This window comes from Mucilaginibacter lappiensis (assembly GCF_050433765.1).
GTDB classification, from domain to species: domain Bacteria; phylum Bacteroidota; class Bacteroidia; order Sphingobacteriales; family Sphingobacteriaceae; genus Mucilaginibacter; species Mucilaginibacter lappiensis_A.
The window spans coordinates 395,883-420,556 of record NZ_JBNPWP010000001.1; the positions used below are offsets into that span (position 1 = coordinate 395,883).

At 39.0% G+C, this 24,674-nt stretch carries 11 protein-coding genes; all 11 read left to right on the forward strand.

The genetic code is table 11. The annotated features are described in order from the left end of the window. Positions 1-15 precede the first annotated feature (15 nt). The 11 genes from M2273_RS01770 (at position 16) to M2273_RS01820 (ending at position 24,645) form a co-directional block, all read left to right on the forward strand. Positions 16-2,400, forward strand: coding sequence for an ABC transporter permease (locus M2273_RS01770; protein ID WP_429392214.1), 2,385 nt, complete (start codon positions 16-18; stop codon positions 2,398-2,400). A 224-nt stretch (positions 2,401-2,624) separates the two neighbouring features. Further along, positions 2,625-5,015: an ABC transporter permease gene (locus tag M2273_RS01775; protein WP_429392216.1), complete on the forward strand. Its 2,391-nt coding sequence runs from the start codon at positions 2,625-2,627 to the stop codon at positions 5,013-5,015. 176 nt (positions 5,016-5,191) lie between these two features. After that, positions 5,192-7,567 (forward strand): ABC transporter permease, encoded by a 2,376-nt coding sequence (locus M2273_RS01780; protein WP_429392218.1) that lies wholly within the window; start codon positions 5,192-5,194, stop codon positions 7,565-7,567. A gap of 90 nt (positions 7,568-7,657) precedes the next feature. Then, on the forward strand, positions 7,658-10,081 hold the full coding sequence (locus M2273_RS01785; protein WP_429392221.1) for an ABC transporter permease: 2,424 nt from the start codon (positions 7,658-7,660) through the stop codon (positions 10,079-10,081). Positions 10,082-10,150: 69 nt separating this feature from the next. Continuing rightward, a complete protein-coding gene (locus M2273_RS01790; RefSeq protein ID WP_429392223.1) occupies positions 10,151-12,529 on the forward strand; it encodes an ABC transporter permease in 2,379 nt (792 codons plus the stop codon). Between the two features lie 120 nt (positions 12,530-12,649). Beyond that, on the forward strand, positions 12,650-13,675 hold the full coding sequence (locus tag M2273_RS01795; RefSeq protein WP_429392226.1) for a hypothetical protein: 1,026 nt from the start codon (positions 12,650-12,652) through the stop codon (positions 13,673-13,675). 340 nt (positions 13,676-14,015) lie between these two features. Next, positions 14,016-16,445: an FtsX-like permease family protein gene (locus M2273_RS01800; protein ID WP_429392229.1), complete on the forward strand. Its 2,430-nt coding sequence runs from the start codon at positions 14,016-14,018 to the stop codon at positions 16,443-16,445. 70 nt (positions 16,446-16,515) lie between these two features. Then, positions 16,516-18,984: an ABC transporter permease gene (locus M2273_RS01805; protein WP_429392232.1), complete on the forward strand. Its 2,469-nt coding sequence runs from the start codon at positions 16,516-16,518 to the stop codon at positions 18,982-18,984. Positions 18,985-19,076: 92 nt separating this feature from the next. Then, entirely contained in the window at positions 19,077-21,485 is a 2,409-nt protein-coding gene (locus M2273_RS01810; protein WP_429392235.1) for an ABC transporter permease, read from the forward strand. 150 nt (positions 21,486-21,635) lie between these two features. Next, positions 21,636-22,043 (forward strand): GNAT family N-acetyltransferase, encoded by a 408-nt coding sequence (locus M2273_RS01815; RefSeq protein ID WP_429392237.1) that lies wholly within the window; start codon positions 21,636-21,638, stop codon positions 22,041-22,043. A 187-nt stretch (positions 22,044-22,230) separates the two neighbouring features. Next, positions 22,231-24,645 carry an ABC transporter permease gene (locus M2273_RS01820; RefSeq protein ID WP_429392240.1) on the forward strand — a complete coding sequence of 805 codons (2,415 nt, stop codon included), beginning with the start codon at positions 22,231-22,233 and terminating at the stop codon, positions 24,643-24,645. Positions 24,646-24,674: the final 29 nt, after the last annotated feature.

The window sequence follows — 24,674 nt, forward strand, 5'->3', positions numbered from 1 at the left end:
TCCAAAAAAAGTATCATGATAAAAAACTATGTAAAAATAGCTTTCAGGAACCTTTGGCGCCACAGAAGCTTTTCACTCATCAATATTATAGGGCTTGCTATCGGTATGACCGCTTGCTTTTTAATTTTCATGTATGTGAAATTTGAGCTGAGTTATGATAATTTTAATCAAAACTCCGACGAAATTTACCGGGTGGTTTCGGACATTAAGACGCCAACCGAAACACTTCACTGGCCATCGTCAATTGCGCCAATAGGGCCCGCGCTGCAACAGGATTATCCTGAAATTAAAGCCAATACAAGGATATTTGGCACTGGATTTTTGGTTCAGTACGGCGATTCGAAATTTCAGGAGAACAATATGCAGTTCGCGGAGCCGTCGCTATTTAAGATGTTTACTTTCCCGGTAATAAAAGGCGATGTAAATAAGGCATTTCAAGCACCCTTTACGGTGATAATGACCGAAACCGCTGCTAAGAAATATTTTGGCAGCGCCGATGCCGTTGGTAAATCATTAATACTTGACAGTAAGAATCCGGCATCGGTAGTGGCTGTAATAAAAGATGTTCCGGCAAATTCACATTTCAAGTTCGATATGCTGGTTTCCTTATCAACTCTTGAAAAACAGAATCCGGGAAGGCTAAACCAGTGGGGTAACTTTGGTAACTACACCTATATCATGCTATCTAAAGGGTATGATTATCATAAACTACAGGCGCGTATGCCGGCATTTGTAAACAAGCATTACAGCGCCAATGACAAAAAACAGGGCATGGATTACGATTATTTTCTGGAGCCGTTAAAAGATGTTTATATGGTATCAAAAAGAGGAGCACCTGAATCCGGAAATTTATATAATGTTCGTATTTTTTCGATCATCGCGGTTTTTATACTCCTAATAGCATGTATCAATTTTATCAACCTAACAACGGCAAGAGCTACAGAGCGGGCAAAGGAAGTAGGTATCCGTAAAGTGATAGGTGCTGTAAGGCAACAGTTAACCATTCAGTTTTTAAGTGAGTCGGTTATTATTTGCCTGATAGCTTTTGTTTTTTCGGGCTTGTTCAGCTTCCTTTTATTGTCGTTGTTTAATCAATTATCGGGTAAGGTTATCAGTCACAGCATCTTTAGCAATGGCTATTTATTTCAGCTGTTCATTATAGCCTGCTTTATTGGTATTACCGCTGGTTTATACCCGGCATTGGTGCTATCAGGCTTTAAACCGGTAACAATACTAAAAGGCAGGTTCAGCAAATCAACCAAAGGCATATTGCTGCGCAAGGGCCTGGTTATTGTTCAGTTTGCTATTTCCATTATACTCATCATCGGAACCGTTATCGTATATGATCAGCTCAATTACATGCGAAACCAGCCGCTTGGTTTTCAAAAAAACCAAATGCTTAGTATTGATTTTAGTGGTGACAGCGCGGTACAAAGTCGTTCAGAACTGATCAAGAACGAACTAAAAAAGATCCCTAATGTACTCTCCGCAACCACATCGGGGGCTTTACCTGGTCTTGGTAATAGTGTTGCCTATTCCGAAATTCAAAATAACACCGGTGTCATGCAGCAGATGAACATGAATATGTATGATGTTGACTATGATTATATTCCTCAATATGAAATGAAAGTAGCTGCGGGCCGCATATTTTCAAAGGCTTTTGGTACAGATACCACCCAGGCTATCGTCATCAATGAATCGGCAGCGAGAAGCCTTGGCTACAAAACTCCTGCCGATGCGGTTGGCAGAAATTTTTCGCAATGGGGCAGACAGGGTAAAATTATAGGTGTTTTAAAAGATTTTCACTTTCAATCGTTACAAGAAACTGTAAAGCCTTTAAATATGCGTATCAACGCCAGAGGTACTAATGTATTTACTTTAAAAATAGCGGCAAAAAGTATCCCGGCCACTATCACGGCAATTCAAAATAAATGGAAAATGCTGGTTCCGGAGCGTCCGTTCAACTATGTATTTATTGACGAAAGTTTTAATAAACAATACGTATCTGAAGTAACCTTTGGTAACCTGTTCCTGTATTTTGCGGTGCTGGCCATATTTATTTCATGCCTGGGTTTATTAGGCTTAGCATCATACAGCACCATACAGCGCACCCGTGAAATTGGCATACGTAAAGTGTTAGGCGCTTCGGTATCAGGAATAGTCAATATGCTCTCGAAGGAGTTTTTGGTACTGGTGCTCATATCATCATTGATAGCGTTTCCGGTTGCCTGGCTATGTATGCATTACTGGCTGCAGGATTTTGCATACCGCATAGACATCAGCTGGTGGGTATTTGTTGTTGCCGGGGTACTGGCGCTTATTATAGCCTTTACTACGGTAAGTTTTCAGGCTATTAAGGCAGCGCTTACCAATCCCGTTAAAAGTTTAAGAAGCGAGTAAAGGTGAAAGGTTAAGGGCAAAAGACGGAAAGGTAAAAGAAAGAGGCCGAAATTTGTGAGGTGGTGGGAGGGGTTCACCTTTCACCCTAAAACTGTATCATATCCGCACAACGAGTGTTTCAGATGCGAACGTTTGGTTAATCTTTGTGTTTTTTAAATTACTGTAAATGAGTTGTTTACTTAATTGGTACGCATTTTACAAGTAAGGTTTAAACCATTTACACCATGTTGAAGAATTATTTTAAAATAGCCTGGAGAAATTTGATAAAACATAAAGTTTTTTCATTGTTAAATATTTGCGGTCTTGCTATTGGTGTCGCTACGTTTTGGCTGATCGCTTTATATGTGGCTGACGAATGGAGCTACGATCGATATAATGATAAAGCCGACCGCATATTCCGTGTGGTGCAGCATGGTAGTTGGAACGGTGGTAAATTTAATTTAGCTGTAACATCGGCGCCATTTGCACCGGCATTAAAGAACGATTATCCCGAAGTAGAAGACGCCGTGCGTATTAACGCCGAAGGTGGCGGCAAAATAACTTATGGTGATAAGCAAATGAACGAAGGTGGTATGCTTTTTACAGATAATGCCATATTTAACGTTTTCAGCTATCATTTTTTATACGGCGATCCTCATATTGCCTTATCTAAGCCCCAATCCATCGTATTAACAAAAACGCTGGCCGAAAAATTATTTGGCGACGCCGCGAGTGCTTTGGATAAAACTATCCTGATAGAAACTAATCCAACCACGATTACGGGTGTAATAGACGATGTGCCTGTAAATTCGCATTTTACTTTTGCAGCCCTGCGCTCCTTCCCCGCGAACTATACCGATAAATGGGGTAACTCTAATTTGCATACCTACTTGTTGCTAAAAGATCATGACGATTTCAGGAAAATAGAAGCAGCGTCAGAGGTGTTCTTTAATAAATACCTTAAAGGCGCCGTTGGGCCAATGCATTACCAGATTGAACTACAGCCACTAACCTCCATCCACCTTAAATCAAATTTAGATTACGAGCTGGGCTCTAATGGCAATATTACCTATGTATACGTATTTAGCGCCGTTGCTTTATTGATACTGGCAATAGCGGTTATTAATTATGTGAACTTAACCACCGCGCGTTCATCCGTACGGGTTAAGGAAATCGGTGTACGCAAGGTGATCGGCTCCAGCCAAAAGCAGTTGATGCTCATGTTTTTTGCCGAATCAATTATGCTTACCATGATAGCCACATTGTTGGCCGGTGTATTAATTCAGTTTGTGTTACCTTATTTTAATCAGCTGTCGGGTAAAACCTTGGTGCTGCTTCAATTTGGATTGGCTAAAACAGTTTTTGCTTTCATCACGTTTTCTTTAGTTACTGGTATTTTGAGTGGTTTATACCCTGCTTTATTACTCTCGGGCTTCCGTACCATTTCGGCTATGAAAGGGCAGATAGGTAGTCAGGCTTCAACCGTATTATTCAGGAAATCGTTAGTGGTTTTTCAATTCATCATCACTATAGTAATGATAGCCGGCTCGTGCATCATATATCAGCAATTGCATTATGTAATGAACAAAGACCTGGGTTTCAATAAAGCCCAGGTACTCACATTTCATATCAGCGATAAATCGGCCAGGAGTAAAATAGCGGCTATAAAAAGTCAGCTGATGCAAAACCCGGAGGTTGAAAGCGTTGGTATTGCTGGTAACCCGATAGGTAATAATAATATAGGATCAGGAAACTTTAACATTGGTGCCGATGGAAAAACAAACCCTGAATCGAAAATTGTAGAGAACCTGGTTATTGATGAAGATTTTATACCCACCATGCAGATCAGGATGGCCCAGGGTCGCAATTTTTCGCCGGCAATGCCTACTGATAAAAAAGAATCGATCATAGTGAACGAAACGTTGGTGAATGAATTAGGCTGGAAGGATGCGGTGGGCAAATCTGTTCGTACAGGGGTTGATGAGCAGGGAAACGTTATCACCCAAAAAATAATTGGTGTAGTTAAAGATTTTAACACCTATTCGTTACAACATAAAGTTGCGCCAATGGTATTGGAAATGCCCGCTACAGCAAACGACGAGGATAATTTATATGTACGTGTGGGTAAAAACAATATAGCGGCCACCCTTAATTATATCGGCAAAATATACAGCCGGTTTGATATTGAAAACAAGGTTGAATTTCATTTTTTGGATCAGAATTTTGCCAACCAATACCAATCCGAACAAAAGCAAGGAAAAATCCTGTTCGTATTTACTTTAATGGCTATTTGTATAGCGTGCCTGGGTTTGTTTGGCCTGGTAACCTTCACCGCCGAACAACGGGTTAAGGAAATAGGCATCAGAAAAGTTTTAGGAGCAAGTGTAACCAATATTGTAACGCTGTTGTCCAAAGACTTGATGAAGCTGGTATTGGTTGCCACAGTTATAGCCTCGCCGCTGGCCTGGTATGGTATGAGCAAGTGGTTGCAAAGCTTTGCTTACCGTGTTGATATACAATGGTGGGTGTTTGCCATTGCCGGTATTGCAGCCATATTGATCGCTTTTATAACTGTAGGTACACAATCAGTAAAAGCAGCAACGGCAAACCCGGCTAAAAGTTTAAAGAGTGAGTAGTGAGTAGTGAGTAGTGAGTAGTGAGTAGTGAGTAGTGAGTAGTGAGTAGTGAGTAGTGAGTAGTGAGTAGTGAGTAGTGAGTAGTGAAAAATACCCGGCAATTTAGAGTTTAGGATTTAGTGTTTAGAATTTAAGTTTTGGGTTTAGCATTTAGAGTTTAAGATTTTTTTAATATCATGTTAAAAAGTTATATAAAAATAGCGTGGCGAAACCTTTATAAGAATAAAGCATTTTCGCTCATTCACATACTTGGATTAACTATGGGGATCACCGTATGCCTTATGATATTCCTGTATATTACCAATGAATTCAGCTATGATAAATTTCATACAAAGGGAAAAAATATTTACCGTGTTATGCGTGGTTTTGATGCCACCAAGGCAAGGGTGCCATATTTGTCGGGCCCGTATGCACCAGCATTATTAAATGATTATCCTAATGAGATAAAGAAAGCTGTACGTGTAGCACCAAGAAATGATCTGGTATCATTTGGCGAAAAAGCATTTAACGAAAAGAAAGTTTACGCAACCGATGCCGACTTTTTTACTTTGTTTTCTTTCCCGCTTAAAAAAGGTGATGCGGTTACAGCTCTGAAAGACCCGGGTAGTATAGTACTTAGTGAAACCACAGCAAAAAAATACTTTGGCAGTGTTGATAATGCTATGGGTAAGGTTATTCAAATGGATAAGCGTCTTCAACTAAAAGTTACGGGCATAGTTAAAGATGTACCTTCAAATTCGCACATGGATTTTGATATGGTGATACCATTATCAAATTATGTTCATGATGATGGCTTTAATGTTTGGATCAACAACAGCATGTTTGTTTATGTACTGCTTGATGATCATATAAGCAAGGCGCAGCTTGAAAGCCGTTTTACTCAGTTTATGGATAAGTATATGGGTAAGGATATGGCCCGTTTCGGTACCCGCTTTGATCTTAAACTCACCCCGTTGGATAATATTTATTTTGAACAATCATCTGCGTTTGATAATGTAAGGCACGGCGACAAAACCGTAGTGTTCATCTTTATATCCATTGCCATCCTGATCATGCTTATTGCCTGCATCAATTTCATGAACCTATCAACCATAAGAGCGGTTGAGCGCTCAAAAGAAGTAGGTATGCGAAAGGTGATGGGGGCTTTACGCAATCATTTAATTATACAATTTATTGGCGAATCGCTTTTGTTGGCATTAATTTCTTGTGCCCTATCAATAGGTCTATTGCTAATGCTGATGCCCTGGTACAACCAGTTACTTGGGTTTACATTAACTGTTGCCTGGAATAAGCCGCCCATTTATTTGTTTTTGGCTGGCGTAATATTAGTTGTCGGGTTTATAGCAGGCAGCTACCCGGCATTTTTTCTTTCGGCATTTTCGCCTATACAGGCTTTGAAGGGGAAATTACGCCTGGGCAAAGGAGGTACGCTGCTTAGGCAGTCGTTGGTGGTGTTACAATTCAGTATTTCTGTTTTACTGATCATTGGTACCATAGTTATCATGAACCAAATGAACTTTATAAAAAGCAAGACGCTTGGCTATGATAAGGAACAAACGGTTATTGTAAGTATAGATAATGATGATATTTATAACCACCGCCGTGCATTTAAAGATGAGTTGCAAAACTCAGGCAGTGTAGCTTCGGTATCACTTATGTCGGGCGAGCCGGGTGGCTTTTTTGATATTCATGGCTTCGAAGTAGAAGGTCAGCATGAAATATTTAAATCAAGAACTGAATTTGCCGATTTTGAATATATAAAAACGCTGGGCTTAAAGGTAATAGCAGGCCGTAATTTTTCCCCGCAATATGCTACAGACACTACTGATGCGGTACTCCTTAACCGTACTGCTGCCAAATTGCTTGGGTTTACCCCCCAACAGGCGATAGGTAAATGGGTAAAAAACACCGTACGTGATGATAAAAAACGGAGAGTAATAGGGGTGATTGAGGATTTTAACTTCCTGTCGCTAAAAGAAAATATGGATGCCCTGATCATTGCGCCAAACGAAGACAGGCGGGTAGCCGTAATAAAATTAAAACCGGGTAATATCAAAGCTGCCCTGGCAAACATAAAGGATATTTACAATCAGGTAGCACCTGTTTATCCTTTCGAATATAAGTTTCTTGATCAGCAATTTGATGTAACCTACAGAAACGATATCAGACAGCAAACTATGTTGAGTATATTTTCAGGCTTGGCCATATTTATAGCCTGTTTGGGTTTATTTGGTTTAGCATCATTCACAGCAGCTAAGCGCACAAGAGAAATAGGCGTGCGTAAAGTGCTTGGTTCATCGGTACAAAACATTTTGCTGCTATTATCAAAAGATTTACTTAAACCAGTATTACTTGCCACGGTGATCGCTATGCCTGTTGGTTATTATTGCATGAGTAAATGGCTGCAAAATTTTGCTTTTCGCACCACATTGCATTGGTGGATATTTGTTTTGGCAGCGCTTTTTACTTTTTTAATTGCATTGCTTACCATTAGTTTCAAATCTGTTAAAGCAGCTTTGGCAAATCCTGTGAAAAGTTTAAGAAGCGAATAGGGGTAACCAGAACTTGAGTTGTATGTTATGTGAGTAGTAGGTTTTAAAGAGCTGGGGAAGTTAGGGTCTGAATTTTTAAATTTAAAAATCATGTTAAAAAATTACATCAAAACCGCGTTCCGCAGCCTCCGGAAAAACACAGGCTTTACAGCTATCAATATTTTAGGGCTATCTGTTGGGTTGGCTACCTGTTTATTGATCGTATTTTATGTGATTGATGAACTGAGCTATGATCGATTCAACAAAAAAGCCGACCGTATAGCACGGGTGAATTTTGAGATAAAATTTGGAGGCAATAATTCTAAATATGCGCAAAGCATGGCTCCTTTAGCGCAGGTTTTAAAAAGTGAGTTTCCCGCTGTTGAAGCTGCTGTACGGCTACAGGGAAGAGGTGGCGTACACGTAAAAAAGGACAACGAGAACATTCAGGAAGACATGATGGTTTATAGTGACCCAGGCTTGTTTGATGTTTTTACCCTGCCAATGATCAATGGAAATCCAGCTACTGCTCTGGTTGAACCTAATAGTGTAGTGATCACTGAAAGCATAGCAAAAAAATACTTTAACAGTGTAGATGTGGTTGGTAAAACACTGGTATTGAATGACACTCAAAATTATAAAGTTACCGGGGTTATTAAGGATATTCCTAAACAATCGCATTTCAATTACGGCTTTTTTCTGTCTATGTCTTCAAATGGAGATAGTAAGGAAACTACCTGGTTAAACAACAACTTTAATACTTATGTTTTGCTAAAACCGGGCGCCGATTTTAAGAAACTAAATGCACAACTACCCGCATTAATGCGCAAGCACATCAATGTAGAATTACAAAGTGTGATCCATTTAACTATGGATGAGTTTGAAAAAGCAGGTAACTACTTCCGGATGAACTTAACCCCGCTTACAGATATTCACCTGTATTCGAACCGGGTGGGCGAATTGGGGCGTAATGGCAGCATTCAGTATGTTTATATACTATCGGCCATCGCCCTGTTTATCCTGCTGATTGCTTGTGTTAACTTTATGAATCTTTCAACAGCCCGTTCCTCAAACCGGGCCCGTGAAGTAGGGGTGCGTAAAGTGCTGGGTTCGCCACGCAGCTCATTAATAGCTCAATTTTTAATAGAATCAATATTAGTGACTTTTATATCCACGCTTATTGCTGTCGTGTTGGCCTGGGTATTGTTGCCTTTGTTTAATCAAATGGCCGATAAGGAACTGGCTATAACAGCGCAATCATTTATTTGGTTATTGCCAGTAATGATCGCTATAGCGTTGGTTATTGGAGGCCTGGCCGGTTTCTATCCTGCATTTTTCCTTTCGGCATTTCAACCTGTTGATGTGTTGAAAGGGAAGTTGTCAACCGGTTTTAAAGGTGGCAGGCTCCGGAGTTTCCTGGTGGTTTTCCAGTTCTCTATATCAATTATCCTGATCATCGGTACATTGGTTATTTATAATCAGCTCAATTATATCCAACATAAAAACCTGGGTTATGATCGCAGCCAGGTACTTATTGTGAAAAATACCGGCGCACTTGGTCGCCAGGCAAAGGTTTTTAAACAGGAGATCAAGCAGCTGCCGGGTGTGGATAATGCTACCATGACCGGCTATTTACCTACAGCCGACTACAGGAATACCAGTGCCGTGTTCCAGGATCCTACACTTGATCAAAAGCGGGGGATTTTACCGCAGGTATGGTCAGTTGATGAAGACTATTTAAGTACGCTGAGTATTAAAATGATCAGCGGCCGTAATTTTTCGACCGAACTCCAAACTGATTCATCAGCAGTGATCATTAACGAAACAGCAGCACGACTGATGGGCTTGAAATCTCCACTAAATAACCCCATTTATCGCCCTATGGATAATTCTGGTAAGAGCATTAAGCGATTTACTATTATTGGGGTTATTAAAGATTTTAATTTCAGTTCATTACGTGATAATATTTCGCCGGTTACTTTATTTTTAGAAGAAGAGCATGGAGCCTTAAGTATTAAGGTACATACCAAAAACCTGCCTGCCTTACTAACACAGATCGAGAGTAAATGGAAAGCGCTGGCACCCAATCAACATTTTGCCTATTCATTTATGGATCAGGATTTTGATGCCACTTACCGGTCAGAACAGCGTGTAGGCAAAATATTTGTAGTATTTACCTCTCTGGCAATAGCTATCGCGTGTTTAGGCTTATTTGGTTTGGCTGCTTACGCCGCCGAGCAACGTACAAAAGAAATTGGTATACGTAAAGTGCTGGGCGCCGATGTCTCTGTTATTGTTGCCATGCTTACAAAAGACTTTATCAAACTTGTTTTTATAGCCATATTAATTTCATCGCCGCTGGCCTGGTTTTTTATGCAAAAATGGTTGCAGGGTTTTGCTTATCGTGTAAATTTTCAATGGTGGATAGTAGCATTAGCCGGGGCAGGAGCACTATTAATCGCGTTTTTAACCATCAGCTTTCAATCAATTAAATCGGCATTGGCAAATCCGGTAAAAAGTCTGAAGAGCGAGTAGGTAGGGCTTAAAGCTAAAGGCTGAAAGCATAAAGCTTTTTTAGAGTTCAAGTATTTAGAATTTCAACATATGATCAATATCAAATTAGCATGGCGTAGTTTAAAGAAAAACAAACTTTACGCATTTATAAATATATTGGGTTTAACAGTTGGCATTGCAAGCTGTTTATTGATAGGTATTTACATACAACACGAATTGAGTTATGACCAGTTTCATGTTAATGCCGACAGAATAGTGAGGGCCACCATGGAGTATAAACATGATGTGGTGCGGAGAGCTGCTGTTACTGGTACCAAACCAGGTCCGCAGTTTAAACGAAATTTCCCGGAGGTGAAGGATTTTGTTAGAACATTTAAATATCCCAGAGTAGTTGGATACAATAATCAATTATTTGAGGAAAAAAACTTTTTGTATGCCGATCCATCTTTTTTTAAGGTATTTTCCTTTAATCTGATTAAAGGAGACGCCGGTACAGCTTTAAATGCGCCTGATAAAATGGTGATCACTCAAAATACTGCTAAAAAATATTTTGGGGGCCAGGAAGCTATAGGGAAAGTGTTAAAGGTAGGTGAAAAGAATTTTACGATATCAGGAGTGGTGGATATTGTGCCTTCAAACTCACAGATCCAGTTTGATTTTATAGTACCATTTAGCTTGTACATGGATATGAATGGCCCAGAACAATGGTGGACAGCTAATAACATCACCTATCTGCTGTTAAATAATAAAGATGAGGTAGCCCCATTACAAAAAAGAGTGGCCGATTATATGAAAACCGTTAGCCAGGGCGAGTTAAAAATGGGAAATGGCCAGTATCTTACCTATAACCTGCAACCTTTAACAAGTGTTCATTTACATTCCGATTTACCAAATGAGATTGAACCTACGGGTAGCATTACCTACATTTACATTATGCTGGTGGTGGCTTTATTAATACTCACTATCGCCTGCGTTAATTACGTTAATTTGGCCATTGCTCAATCGTCTGGCCGCGGGGCCGAAATAGGTGTCAGGAAAGTGCTTGGTGCGGCTAAAGGCGAACTATTTACACAATTTATTGGCGAATCGGTATTTACAGCCGGCATAGCTGCTATTTTAGCTATAGGTGTGGCCATGTTGGTACTTCCGCTGTTCAACCAAATTTCAGGGAAACAACTGCAGGTTAATGTTTTGTTTGACCCTGTAATAATCATTTGCCTTATAGTTTTAAGTATAGTGATAGGCTTTGCAGCAGGAGCGTACCCGGCATTACTTTTATCAAATGCCAAATTAGTGAAGGTACTGAAATCGGGGTTTTCATTTACATCAGGCCAAAGCGTAAGGAAATCGTTAATTGTTTTCCAGTTTGTGATCTCTATTTTCCTCATCATATCAACTATTGTAATTCTACAGCAGCTGTCATACATCAGGAATAAGGATCTCGGTTATAACAAAAGTAATATAATGGTTTTGCCTGTTGACAATACCATGCAACCCCAATTAGATGCGCTCAAAAAAGAAATCAGTTCAATACCCAATGTACAGAGCGCAGCAGCTGCTTATGATGAACCCATTAATGTGGGTTGGAGCGATGGGATAAATACCAATGATAACAAAAACATTTCGGTGAATGCCATTCCGGTTGATGAGGATTTTATAAAAACCATGCAATTAAAAGTAGTGGCCGGTAATGATTATACACGTGCTGATGTATTGCAAATAGATACCACTAACCAGGGTAAAAATCACCGTTATTCATTTATCCTCAATGAATCGGCTGTAAAAGCGTTGGGGTGGACACCAGAACAAGCAGTAGGCAAGCAAATTTCAAAAGGCGATCCAGGCATTATCAAAGGAGTGGTAAAAGACTTTAATTTCAAATCGTTTCACGATCCTATAACGCCGCTGGTACTGTTTTTAGATAAGGATATGCCTCATGCGCTTTTTGTAAGAATAAACGGCAACAACACCCCCGGTACTATTAATGAAATTGGCAAAATATGGAAAAGCCGTATAATACACCGGCCCTTTGACTACCGTTTTTTGGATGATGATTATGATGCATTATATCGCACAGAACAACGTACAGCCGGGGTTTTTACAACATTTTCGATATTGGCTATTGTACTGGCTTGCCTGGGTCTGTTTGCTATTACGGCCTTCGCGGTAGTACGGCGTACCAAAGAAATAGGGATACGTAAAGTATTGGGAGCAAATATTGCCAATATTATTTTGCTGATATCTAAAGATTTTTTAAAGCTGGTTGTTATGGCTACCATCATTGCATCGCCTATTGCATGGTATGTGTCCAGTAAATGGTTACAGGATTTTGCTTATCGTATCAACATACAATGGTGGGTATTTATCTTAACAGGTGGGGTATCTCTACTGGTAGCTGGTTTAACCGTGAGCGCACAGGCAATAAAAGCAGCCCTGGCTAATCCGGTTAACAGTTTAAAGAATGAATAATGAGTAGTGAAAAATGCCCGACAATTTAGAGTTTAGAATTTAGGTTTTAGAATTTTTTCAATCAGGGTGCAACTTAATCCCACGAACATGGGTCTTATATATAAACCTAACAAAAATATTATGAAAAATTACTTACTGTTGCTATTTGTGGCCTGCCAAAGTTATACTGCATTAGCACAAGATAACCGAACACCTTATATGACGAAATCATTATCCAATTCGGGTATAAAGGCAGTTTTTGTTAACACATCAGGCGGTAGTATTGCTGTTAGTGGTGCAAGCGGCGAGAATTCCCGGGTTGAAGTTTATATCAGCGGCAATAATGGTAGAGGCGATCTGTCAAAAGACGAAATAAAGAAACGTCTTGAAAATTATATATTGGATGTAGCTGTAAATGGCGGCGAATTGCATGCTACCGCGAAAAGTAAAGGCAGCGGCTTGTTTAACTGGAGAAATTCATTGAACATATCATTCAAAGTATTTGTATCAAAACAGGTTGCCACAAGCTTGAATACCAGTGGTGGTAGTATCAGCTTGGACAATTTAACCGGCAAACAAGATTTTGAAACCAGTGGCGGTAGCCTGCATGTTGAGCGCTTAACTGGTGCTATACATGGCCGGACATCAGGGGGGAGCATTCATGTAAGCAATTCCGGGCAAAATATTGACCTGGAAACAAGCGGTGGCAGCATTGAGGCCAGCAATTGTAATGGTAAAATTCACCTGGAAACTTCTGGTGGTTCGTTACGCCTTACCGATTTAAAAGGTATCATAGATGCAAATACCAGCGGTGGCAGTATCAACGCAAATAACATAGCAGGTGAATTTAAAACCGGAACTTCTGGTGGGAGTATCAATCTTACTCAACTGGCATGTGCGCTTGACGCATCAAGCAGCGGTGGCAGTTTTCATGCGCAATTTAACAGCGTTGGTAAATATGTTAAAGTTGATGTTAGCGGCCATGTCGACTTATCACTTCCATCAAAACAAGGTTTAAATCTTGATCTGCGTGCCGACAGGGTAGAATCGAACCTGTTGGGTAACTTTAGCGGAACTAAAGAAAAAGAAAAAATTGAAGGCAAGCTAAACGGTGGCGGCTCGTTGGTAGTAATCAGAGGCAATCGTATCAATCTCAATCTTAATTAAGAAATTATAAAGTAATTAATTACAAGAAAGAGCCTGTCGTTTAAAACGACGGGCTCTTTGTGTTTAAGCACTGCCAGCGGCCCATTGCATATTGATTCCTAATCAACTTCAGTTTTCTGCTTTTTATTATTGTATCATAAACGTACACCCACTGTTACGCCTGCGAACAGTTATAAATCATTTTTTTAAATAAATAATTGATTATCAGTAATTTAATTATTTGGTATGTGTTTTAAACAATATCAGCAGTAATTACATGCTTATCAGTTGCAAGGCGGGTAGGGTAGCGCGGAGCTTGAAATTGAGATTTTTAGAGTTTAGTTTTTAGAATTTACAGATCATGATAAAGAATTATTTACGGAGTGCCATACGCAATATTACCAGGCACAAATTTATTTCGTTCATTAATATTTTTGGTTTAACTATTGGGTTGACCTGCGGTATGCTTATTCTGATATATATTGTTAAAGAATTAAGCTATGATAAGTTTAATGCTAATGCCAAAGATATTTATCGTGTAACACGAAGTTTTAATACTCCCGATGGTGTTCAATCACTTTTCCTGGGATCTATAGCACCGCCATTTGGTCCTTTATTAAAAAATGAATTTCCTGATATTAAAAAGGTAACCCAAATACGGGGAAACGGAAATGTAGCAATGCGTTATAAAGACAAACTGCTTACCGAAAAAGGATCGTACTTTGCTGATGAGAATTTCTTTAATATTTTCTCAGTAAAAACTATTAAGGGTGATCCTGCTACTGCTCTTTCTGATCCGTTTACTGTAATGATGACCGAAGAAATGGCCCGTAAATACTTTGGTAACGAAGATCCTATGAATAAAGAGATCAGGCTGGATAATCAGTTTAATTTTAAAGTGACAGGTATTTATAAACCATTTCCGGCAAATTCACAGCTGCACCCTGAAATGCTGTTGTCATTTATCACTTTAAAGGATAGTACCCTATACGGAGATAAGCAGTTACATACCAATTGGGGTAATAATGATTTTTATACTTACCTGCTTTTACCGCCAAATTATAATACAGATCGTTTGGAATCGTTGTTTCCAGCCTTTTTAGATAAGTATGTTCATTTTCCAGGGCAGCCCGGCAATTTTCGCGAATCAAAAAACAGTAAGTTACATATTCAAAAACTACTGGATATACACCTGCACTCACATTTGGATGCAGAAATAGAAACTAATGGTGACATAAAACGGGTTTATATATTTTCAGCCATTGCGCTGTTTATTTTACTGATTGCCTGTATCAACTATATGAACCTTTCAACAGCCCGCTCAACATTAAGGGCAAAAGAAATAGGCATCAGGAAGGTAATAGGCGCACAACAAAAAGAGATCATTGTTCAGTTTTTAAGCGAATCTGTACTGATCACCTGTTTCTCTTTACTACTGGCTCTGGTATTTACCTGGCTCCTTGTTCCGTTGGTCAATAAGTTCTCGGATTTGGATTTGTCATTCAGTAGTTTATATCAACCTCAGGTGTTAGTATCCATAGTGTTGCTCCCATTTGTAATTGGGCTTATTAGTGGTATTTACCCGGCCATATTTATGTCGTCGTTTAAACCGGTTAAGGTTTTAAAGGGTATATTAAAAGTAGGCTTAGGTAATGTTTCTTTTCGCAAGGTGCTGGTGGTATTACAATTTTCCATTTCAATTATTTTAATCGTAGCAACCACTATTGTATTTCAGCAATTGAGGTATATACAACAAAAATCACTTGGCTTTGATAAGGAGCATATAATTACCATGGACAACCCATTTCCAAACACCCAGTTTGAGACATTTAAAAATGAGGTTACAAAAAATGCCAACATAAAAGAGCTTGGGCGTTCGTCGCGTATTCCATCCGGGCGTTTGCTTGACAATCAGGGAGTATCTGCTTTTGAAGGATCATCATCACAAACAATTAATGCTGATGTGAAATATGTAAATGCCGATTATGGCTTTATTCCAACTTATGGTATGAAAATGGCCGCGGGTCGTAATTTTTCACGTGACTTTGCTACCGATAGCAATAACTATGTAATAAACGCGGCAACAGTAAAAGTACTTGGCTGGAAAACTCCTGAAAATGCCATAGGTAAAAATTTAAGTTACGGTGGCGTAAAAGGGAAAGTTATTGGAGTGGTGAATGATTTTCATTTTGAATCGCTCCATCAAAATATTATACCCTTGTTGATGCGGATGCCATCGTTTCAAAATAATACTTATGCCAGGTTATCTATTAAAATAAGTGGTAATAATGTTAATTCGGCCATAAATACAATACGGGAGGCCTGGCGTAAATTACAACCTGAAACTCCCTTTGAATATACTTTTCTTGATGAGCGATTTCAGAAATTATATAATAGCGAACAGCAACAAGGAAACTTGTTTACCATATTCTCTTTTATAGCCATATTTATAGCTTGTTTGGGCCTGTTTGGTTTATCCGCATTTACTATAACCCAAAGGGTAAAAGAAATAGGGGTGCGTAAAGTGTTGGGTGCCAGTATTCCGCAAATTGTTACCGAGCTGTCAAAAGACTTTTTAAAGTTAGTATTAATAGCTTCAGTAATAGCCTTACCAATAGCCTGGTACTCCATGAGTAAGTGGCTGCTTGATTTTGCTTTCCGCATTAGTATACAATGGTGGGTGTTTGTAATGGCTGGTATTATAGCTGTGGTAATAGCCTTTGTAACTATTAGCTTTCAATCTATCAAGGCAGCGATGGCTAACCCGGTGAAGAGTTTGAGAAGCGAATAGGATTTAAGCCAAAGGCTGAAAGCAAAAAGCTTTTTAGGGCTTAGAATTTAGATTTTAGAATTTAAAACATATGATAAAAAATTATTTCAAAATCGCTTTTCGTAATTTTTGGCGGCATAAGCTTTTTACGCTTATTAATATCATTGGTTTATCTATTGGTATCAGCTCTGCCCTGGTTATCTACCTCATCGTTCATTTCGACTTTACTTTTAACCAGTCTTTTCCCGATGGCAATCGCATATACCGGGTAGTTTCTAACTATACTTTTTCCGGAGAAGAGGCACATAACCGAGGGGTTTCTGGCCCTGTACCTGAAGCGGTAAGGACAGGGGTAAGCGGTGTTGAAATATCCGCACCATTTTTTGAGTTGTCCCAGCCCAATGTTTTAATTCCAACAAAATCTGGCGTGCCTGTTAAGTTCAAAATACAGGACAATGTGATATTAACCGATAGTCGTTATTTTAATTTATTAAACTACACCTGGCTTGCCGGTAATGTTAAAACGGCATTAAACGCACCTAATCAGGTGGTGCTGACCACAGACCAGGCTAATAAATATTTCCCTAAAATGCCATATAACCAAATGCTTGGCCGTGTGGTAATTTATGATACCGTGAACACTACCGTCACCGGCATTGTAGAACCATTAAAGGGCAATACCGACTTTGCCTTTCACGATTTTATATCATATACAACTGCAAAGAACAATAAGGCCCTTTCAGACGAGGTACGATTTGATAACTGGGGTGGCACAACTTCTGCCTCTCAACTTTTTATTAAGCTAACACCAAATACTACGGTGGCTCATATTGAAAAACAACTAAATGAACTGCTGAAAAAGAACGATCCGCCAAAGCCATCAAATAAAGGTAATACCCGTAACTTTAGTTTACAACCATTGAACGATGTGCACTTTAATAATATATATGGTACATTTAATTCGGGCAATACTGCCAATAAATCAACTTTATATGGTTTACTGGCCATTGGACTGTTTCTGTTAATATTAGGATGTATTAACTTTATAAACTTAACAACGGCCCAATCGTCACAACGGGCCAGGGAAATAGGTATCCGTAAAACAATGGGGAGTACCCGCACCCAGTTAATCGTACAATTTTTAAGCGAAACCTTCCTGATCACTGCCATTGCTGTATTAATAGCGGTTTTGCTTGCCCCGGTGATATTAAAGCTCTTTGCGGATTTTATCCCGAAAGGGATAAGTGTAAATATTGTTCAACAACCCGGCCTGGTATTGTTTTTAGTAATACTGACTCTTGTGGTAACCCTGCTTTCTGGGTTCTATCCGGCTATGGTATTATCAGGTTTTAAGCCGGTTTTAGTGCTTAAAAATCAAGCGGTTAATAACAGCAGTAAAACAAGAACAGCCTTTTTAAGAAAATCGTTAACGGTAGCCCAGTTCATTATAGCCCAGTTTTTCATAATGGCCACCATATTGGTTAGTAAACAGATTTACTATGTTCTACATAAGGATCTGGGGTTTAAAAAAGATGCCATCATCATTATAAACTCTCCATGGAAAAACCGGACCGCCAGCCGTAACCAGGTATTTATGAATAAGCTGCGCGCTATACCTCAGATAGAAATGATAAGTGCAGGTAAAGCTGCACCATCCTCAACTTCAAGTAATTCAACAGAGGCTACGTACAAAGATGGTAAAAAAGAGATCAAGATAAATTTGGAGGAAAAGTATGGGGATGAAAATTACATTAGAGTATTTAAGATCAAATTACTTGCGGGCCGCAATTTACAGCCTGCCGACACCACAAAAGGATTTCTGATCAATAGTACCTGTGCCAGAATATTTGGGTTTAAAAACCCGGGCGATGCCGTTGGTAAGAAGATAGATAATTTTAATGGCGATACAAAAATGGAGATCATTGGTGTGGTTGCTGATTTTCATCACGAATCATTACGTTCGCCAATTAAACCTTTGGCTATTTTAACAAGTAACGGTTTTTATAATAATGGTACATTTCACATCGCATTAAAACCACAATCAGCTGGTAACAAAGATTGGAAAAATGCTATTTCTGCTATGCAGCAAGCCTGGAAGGAAATATATCCTGAGGATGATTTTGAATATCATTTCTTTGATGAAACCCTCGCCAAACTTTATGATGCTGAACAACATACCTCAACCTTGTTAACCTGGGCTACTGGGTTATCCATATTTATTAGCTGCCTTGGTTTGCTTGGCTTGGCTATGTATACTACTAGTTTACGAACAAAGGAAATAGGTGTGCGCAAGGTTCTTGGGGCTTCTATTGCGCAGATTGTTACGCTGTTATCAAAAGAATTGGTATGGCTTATTGTACTGGCTTTTGTGCTGGTTACACCGGTAGCCTGGTATGCCATGAACAAATGGATGCAAGGCTTTGCCGATCGTACCACCATTAGCTGGTGGATATTTGTTTTAAGTGGCGCCGGTATGTTGCTGGCTGCATTATGTACATTAAGCTTTCAAACCGTTAAAGCAGCCATTGCCAACCCAGTGAAGAGTTTAAGGAGCGAATAGTGAGTTTCAAATAGTGATTGAAATTTATCAATTTAACACTATTTAACTACTCATTTAAAGCATTTTAGGTATCATCGTGTAAAGAAAATAATATGATACGTAACTACTTTAAAATAGCCTGGCGCAATTTACGGAAGCATAAGTTTTATACATTAATCAATGTGTTTGGTTTATCATTAGGAATAGGTTGCGGTATTATTTTATTTCAGTTTATTACTTATCATTTTAGTTTTGATACTTATCATCATGATGCCAAACAGGTTTATAAAATTGTTACTAACCTGCATCTCCCGGATGGAGGCATTGAGAACGAACAAGGTTCGCCACTTGTATTGGGGAAGGTTCTGAAAAATGATATCTCTCAAATTAAAGATCAGGCGGCATTGCTGAGAATGCATGACGCTACTATAACCATCCCCCAAACAGGAAAAACAAACGCTCAATTATTTGCGGAGCATGAAAACATAGCCCTTACTGATAAGCACTTTTTTAGCATGTTTGATTATGAATGGGAGCAAGGAGACAAAAACAATGTCCTTACCGAGCCCAATACTGTCGTTTTAAGTCATAATTTGGTGCAAAAATATTTTGGTAGTCAGGATGCGATCGGTAAAACGATTAAGGTTGATAGTAAGAACACTTTTAAAATAGTGGGTATTGTAAAAGATCACCCTGCTAATACAGACTTTAAAACGGATATCTTTTTATCATTATCGTCACTTAAACTGATGAATCCTGAGTGGGAGCAGCAAATGCAAACGGACTGGGGATTCATCAACTCTACCACTGCTACATTTGTTTTGTTACCCGAGGGTTTATCTGCAGGCAAGGTTAATGCTGAGCTTACCACAATAGTTAAACGTTATACCGGCGACAGGGCTTCTGTTTTTGAATTTAAGTTACAACCTTTACATGAGGTGCATTTTGATGGCCGTTACAGTGGCGTTATACAGAAGTCATTGTTGGTTACTTTGGGTATTATAGGTTTGCTGCTCATTGTTATTGCCTGTGTTAATTTTATTAATATGGCAACGGCTCAAAGTTTTAAGAGAGCTAAAGAGATTGGCACACGCAAAGTTTTGGGTAGTACACCATCGGCTATATTTTTCCAGTTTATTGCCGAAATGGCCAGTATTACCTTCTTTGCGGCCTTATTAGCCATTCTTTGGGTCCTGATTACTTTACCAATAGTTAATACCTGGTTGCAAACTAACCTTACGCTTAACTTTATAAGTAGTCCTAAACTGATCCTGTTTGTACTTATTTTATTAATGTTTATTATTTTGGCGGCAGGCTTTTATCCGGCATTGATATTAAGCAGATTTAAACCGGTAAATGCTTTGAAGAATCAGCTTAATCAGAGCACTCAATCAGCCGGCTTTGGTCGAAAAAGCCTAATTGTGGTTCAAAATATTATTGCACAGGTTCTTATTATCAGCACTATACTGATAGCCATGCAGGTGAAATTTTTAAAAACAGCCGATCTTGGCTTTAGCAAGAATGCGGTTTTGGTATTACCCGTTCCGGATAACGCCAAAACTAAAACTAATTTTCTGCGCAACAGATTATTGGCATATCCGGGTATTAAAGACATATCCTTTTGCTACAGACCTCCAGCATCCACCGCTGATAAGGGAGGGTCCATTAAATACGAGAGCCGGTCATGGGAGAAGTTTATTGGGAAAACAATTATTGGTGATGCTGGCTATGTTAAAACATTTGGCATACAACTTATTGCCGGGCGAAATATTATAGAAAGTGATACAGCCAAAGAATACCTGGTTAATGAAAAACTTGTTCAAAAATTAGGCTTAAAAGACGCGCAACAAATTATTGGTCATCGGTTTGCTGCTGGTGATATTAGTGATCAACAAGGCATTATAGTAGGAGTGGTAAAGGATTTTCATTCAAAATCCCTTTATACAGCAATTGATCCACAATACATTAGCTCATTAAGAAGCGGTTATCAATATATGGGAGTTAAAATCAACTCAAATGAATCATCAGCTGTTATTGATCAAATAAAAAAAGAATGGCAATCCGTTTATCCTGACAATGTTTTTGAGTATCACTTTTTAGATGAACAAATTGCTGACTTTTACCAAAAGGAAGATCTATTAAATAAACTTATCAAATCAAGCACTATCATAGCTATTTTTATAAGCTGCCTGGGTTTATTGGGGCTTATATCATTGTTAACGCTTCAACGCACAAAAGAGATAGGTATACGGAAGGTGCTGGGGGCATCCGTTGTCCACATTACCGCATTACTGTCCGTTGATTTTCTGAAACTGATAATTATCGCCGTAATTATAGCTTCGCCGGTTGCCTGGCTTATTATGAGCAAGTATTTACAGGATTTTGCCTATCGCATTGATATACAATGGTGGGTATTTGCCCTGGCTGCAATTATAGCCATATTAATAGTTTTTGTAACTGTAAGCTTTCAATCAATAAAAGCAGCAATGGCCAACCCAATAAATAGTTTACGAAACGAATAATGTGTGCAAGTTGATGTAAAATCAAAATAATAGCTATACAATATGCTTACATAGTTCTGTTTTTCTTGTTTATAAAAAAATATTCATATAGATTGTACTATTCGTCTGAATTACAGAATGGTAAAACTATAACCTAAACAGGAACCCCTTATGAAACTAAAAATTATTGATTTAATGAGTCAGTTAATTAATGATGGCAGCGGCCTGTTTGAACTTGACGATTTGAATGCTTACGTTGATAAGCTTATTGAAAAAGCATGTTTACTCACTATAATAGAGCAAGACGTTTTAAAGGGACTTTTAGCATACTATGCTAATGACTATGAAAATAAAGTCGCGTTTCTATCAATGCTTATAATTTCGCCATCTGCACGAAGAATGGGCTATGGAAGAAGACTGGTTGAATTTGTCTTTACAGAGTTAACACTGAAAGGATTTAAAAAATGTTGCACGGAGGTAAAAGAAGATAATATAAAAGCATTAACAGTGTGTAAAAAGTTAGGCTTTACAAGTGCAGGCACAAAAAATGGATACATGGTTTTAGAAAAATTACTGTAATAGCATTTGGCTACAGCAATCCCAGGCGCATAGTTAACCCGTTTTATATTCACTGTATCATAATCGTACACGTGGTGTTACGCTTACGAACACGTTTATACTCTTGCTGTATATTAATTAATTGATTTTCAGTTATTTATGTTTTTGGTATGCGTTTTAAACTATAACGCCGATTAAACTACGAGATATGCTGAAAAACTATTTTAAAATAGCCTGGAGAAATATAATACGCCACAAAGGATACTCGATCATTAACATTGCCGGTTTAACTGTGGGTATCGCGGCTTGTTTGCTCATCTTCGTGATCATTCAGTATGAACTAAGTTTTGATACCTTTCATCCCAATTACAAAAATATATACCACATTGTAACGCAGGAAAAGCATGAAGCAGAAGTCACCTATAACCCTGGCATAGCAGTACCCGCAACTCAAGCGTTGCGTTTAGATTTCCCCCAGGCAAAAGTAGCCTCGGTAAATAGCAGCTATGGAAGTCAGATTACTGTACCTGAAGGAGCAGGTCATAATGGTGATAAAAAGTTTACCGAAAATCTTGGCGTTCTGTTCATTGAGCCTCAGTTTTTTGATATTTTCAGCTCAAAGTGGCTGGCTGGTAATGCTTCGGTACTGGCCGATCCGGATATGGTGGTTATCGATAAAAGCTCTGCCATTAAATATTTTGGCGATTGGAAAAATGCCATCGGGAAATCTCTTAAAATGGATAATTTAATATCGCTCAAAGTGGCTGGTATAATTGAGGATGTTCAGGTGAACAGCGATTTTCCATTCAAAGTAATGGTATCATTCGTTACCTGGAAGCAACACGCTAAGAATTATGACTACAGCGAGGAATGGGGGTCAACCAGCAGTAACCATCAGGTTTACATGTTGTTTCCGCAAAGCATAACCCAGGCCAACATTGATGCGCAGTTAAAAATATTTTCAACCAAGCATTTTAAAAATAAAACTACAGAAACCCGGTTACTTTCACAGCCATTGTCGGCTATGCATTTTGATACCCGCTTTGGCAATACCCTTGGCGATCACGTTATGAGCATGGCTACTTTACGCACCTTGTCATTTATAGCGTTGCTTATTATCATCATGGCATCCATCAATTTTATTAACCTTTCAACAGCACAATCTGTAGGGCGGTCAAAAGAAGTTGGGATCCGTAAAGTATTGGGAAGTACCCGCAAACAACTTATATTTCAGGTTATTGGCGAAACCACTATCATTGTTGCTGGCTCGGCCCTGCTTGCTGCTGCTGTTGCAAAATTAGCCCTGCCGCAATTAAAAAATATAGCCAGCGTGCCGGGTAGCATTGGTCTGTTTACTACCGGTAGTATTTTGTTTTTGATAATTAGTACTGTAACTATAATCTTGCTGTCGGGCATTTACCCGGCTATGGTGGTATCGGGTTTTAAACCTGTTTTGGCTCTTAAAAATAAGATCACAGCCGCCTCCATTGGTGGTATCCCCTTACGCAGGGCATTAGTAATAGCGCAGTTTGCTATTTCGCAGTTACTTATTATAGGTACAATAGTAGCGGTTAACCAAATGGATTATGTTAACAAAGCCGACCTTGGTTTTAACAAGAACGCCGTACTTATTATACCTGGCTATACAGATAGCCTCAGCCTGCGCAAAATAGATCCTTTTAAGGAGCAATTATTGCAAAACCCTGCGGTTAAAGCGGTAAGTTTTACATCAGATGCACCTTCGTCAGAAAATAACTGGGGTACCAACTTCTATTTTAACCATTCAAAAACGGATATTGGTTTTCATACTTATCTAAAATATGGCGATGTTGACTATTTTAAAACATTTGGATTACGCTTTGTGGCAGGTAAAGGTTATGACGCGAGTGATACTTCGCGACAAGTGGTAGTCAATGAAACCTTCATACATAAATTAGGTATTCAAAATGCCGAAAACGCCCTTGGTAAAACAGTGCGTTTAGGTGGCGGGATCTGGATGCCCATTATCGGAGTGGTAAAGGATTTTAAAACCAACTCGCTGCGCGAAAATGTAAGACCGATTGTTATTGGTCCGCGTAAGCAATCCGAAGGTGTATTAGCCATAAAGATCCAAACAAATCACCTCACTAAAACAGTAGCCGAATTGCAAAAACTATGGGAAAATACCTATCCTGAATATGCCTATAACGGATACTTCCTTGACGATAACATAGCCAAGTTTTATCAGCAGGAAAACCAGATGGCGTTGGTATACAAAGTATTTGCGGGGATAGCCATATTTATTTCATGCCTTGGCTTATATGGCCTGGTATCATTCATGGCCGTTCAACGTACCAAAGAAGTGGGTATACGCAAGGTTTTGGGAGCATCGGTAAGCAGCATCATTTACCTGTTCTCTAAGGAATTTATGGTACTTATAGGTATATCATTTGTAATAGCCATGCCCGCGGCCTGGTACCTTATGACGGGATGGCTGCAAAATTTTGCCTACCGTATTTCTTTAAGCGTATGGGTGTTTATACTGGCCATCGTATCATCTATTCTCATAGCCTGGATCACTGTGGGTTACAAAGCGTTAAAAGCTGCACTGGTAAACCCGGTTAAAAGTTTACGGAGTGAATAGTTTATAAGCCGAAGGCTAAAGGCTCAAAG

What these genes read in the sequence shown, in the direction of transcription:
- M2273_RS01820 (WP_429392240.1), top strand. Translation starts at nt 22,231, where the DNA reads ATGCTGAAAAACTATTTTAAAATAGCCTGGAGAAATATAATACGCCAC.
- M2273_RS01790 (WP_429392223.1), top strand. Translation starts at nt 10,151, where the DNA reads ATGATCAATATCAAATTAGCATGGCGTAGTTTAAAGAAAAACAAACTT.
- M2273_RS01770 (WP_429392214.1), top strand. Translation starts at nt 16, where the DNA reads ATGATAAAAAACTATGTAAAAATAGCTTTCAGGAACCTTTGGCGCCAC.
- M2273_RS01800 (WP_429392229.1), top strand. Translation starts at nt 14,016, where the DNA reads ATGATAAAGAATTATTTACGGAGTGCCATACGCAATATTACCAGGCAC.
- M2273_RS01805 (WP_429392232.1), top strand. Translation starts at nt 16,516, where the DNA reads ATGATAAAAAATTATTTCAAAATCGCTTTTCGTAATTTTTGGCGGCAT.
- M2273_RS01775 (WP_429392216.1), top strand. Translation starts at nt 2,625, where the DNA reads ATGTTGAAGAATTATTTTAAAATAGCCTGGAGAAATTTGATAAAACAT.
- M2273_RS01795 (WP_429392226.1), top strand. Translation starts at nt 12,650, where the DNA reads ATGAAAAATTACTTACTGTTGCTATTTGTGGCCTGCCAAAGTTATACT.
- M2273_RS01780 (WP_429392218.1), top strand. Translation starts at nt 5,192, where the DNA reads ATGTTAAAAAGTTATATAAAAATAGCGTGGCGAAACCTTTATAAGAAT.
- M2273_RS01815 (WP_429392237.1), top strand. Translation starts at nt 21,636, where the DNA reads ATGAAACTAAAAATTATTGATTTAATGAGTCAGTTAATTAATGATGGC.
- M2273_RS01810 (WP_429392235.1), top strand. Translation starts at nt 19,077, where the DNA reads ATGATACGTAACTACTTTAAAATAGCCTGGCGCAATTTACGGAAGCAT.
- M2273_RS01785 (WP_429392221.1), top strand. Translation starts at nt 7,658, where the DNA reads ATGTTAAAAAATTACATCAAAACCGCGTTCCGCAGCCTCCGGAAAAAC.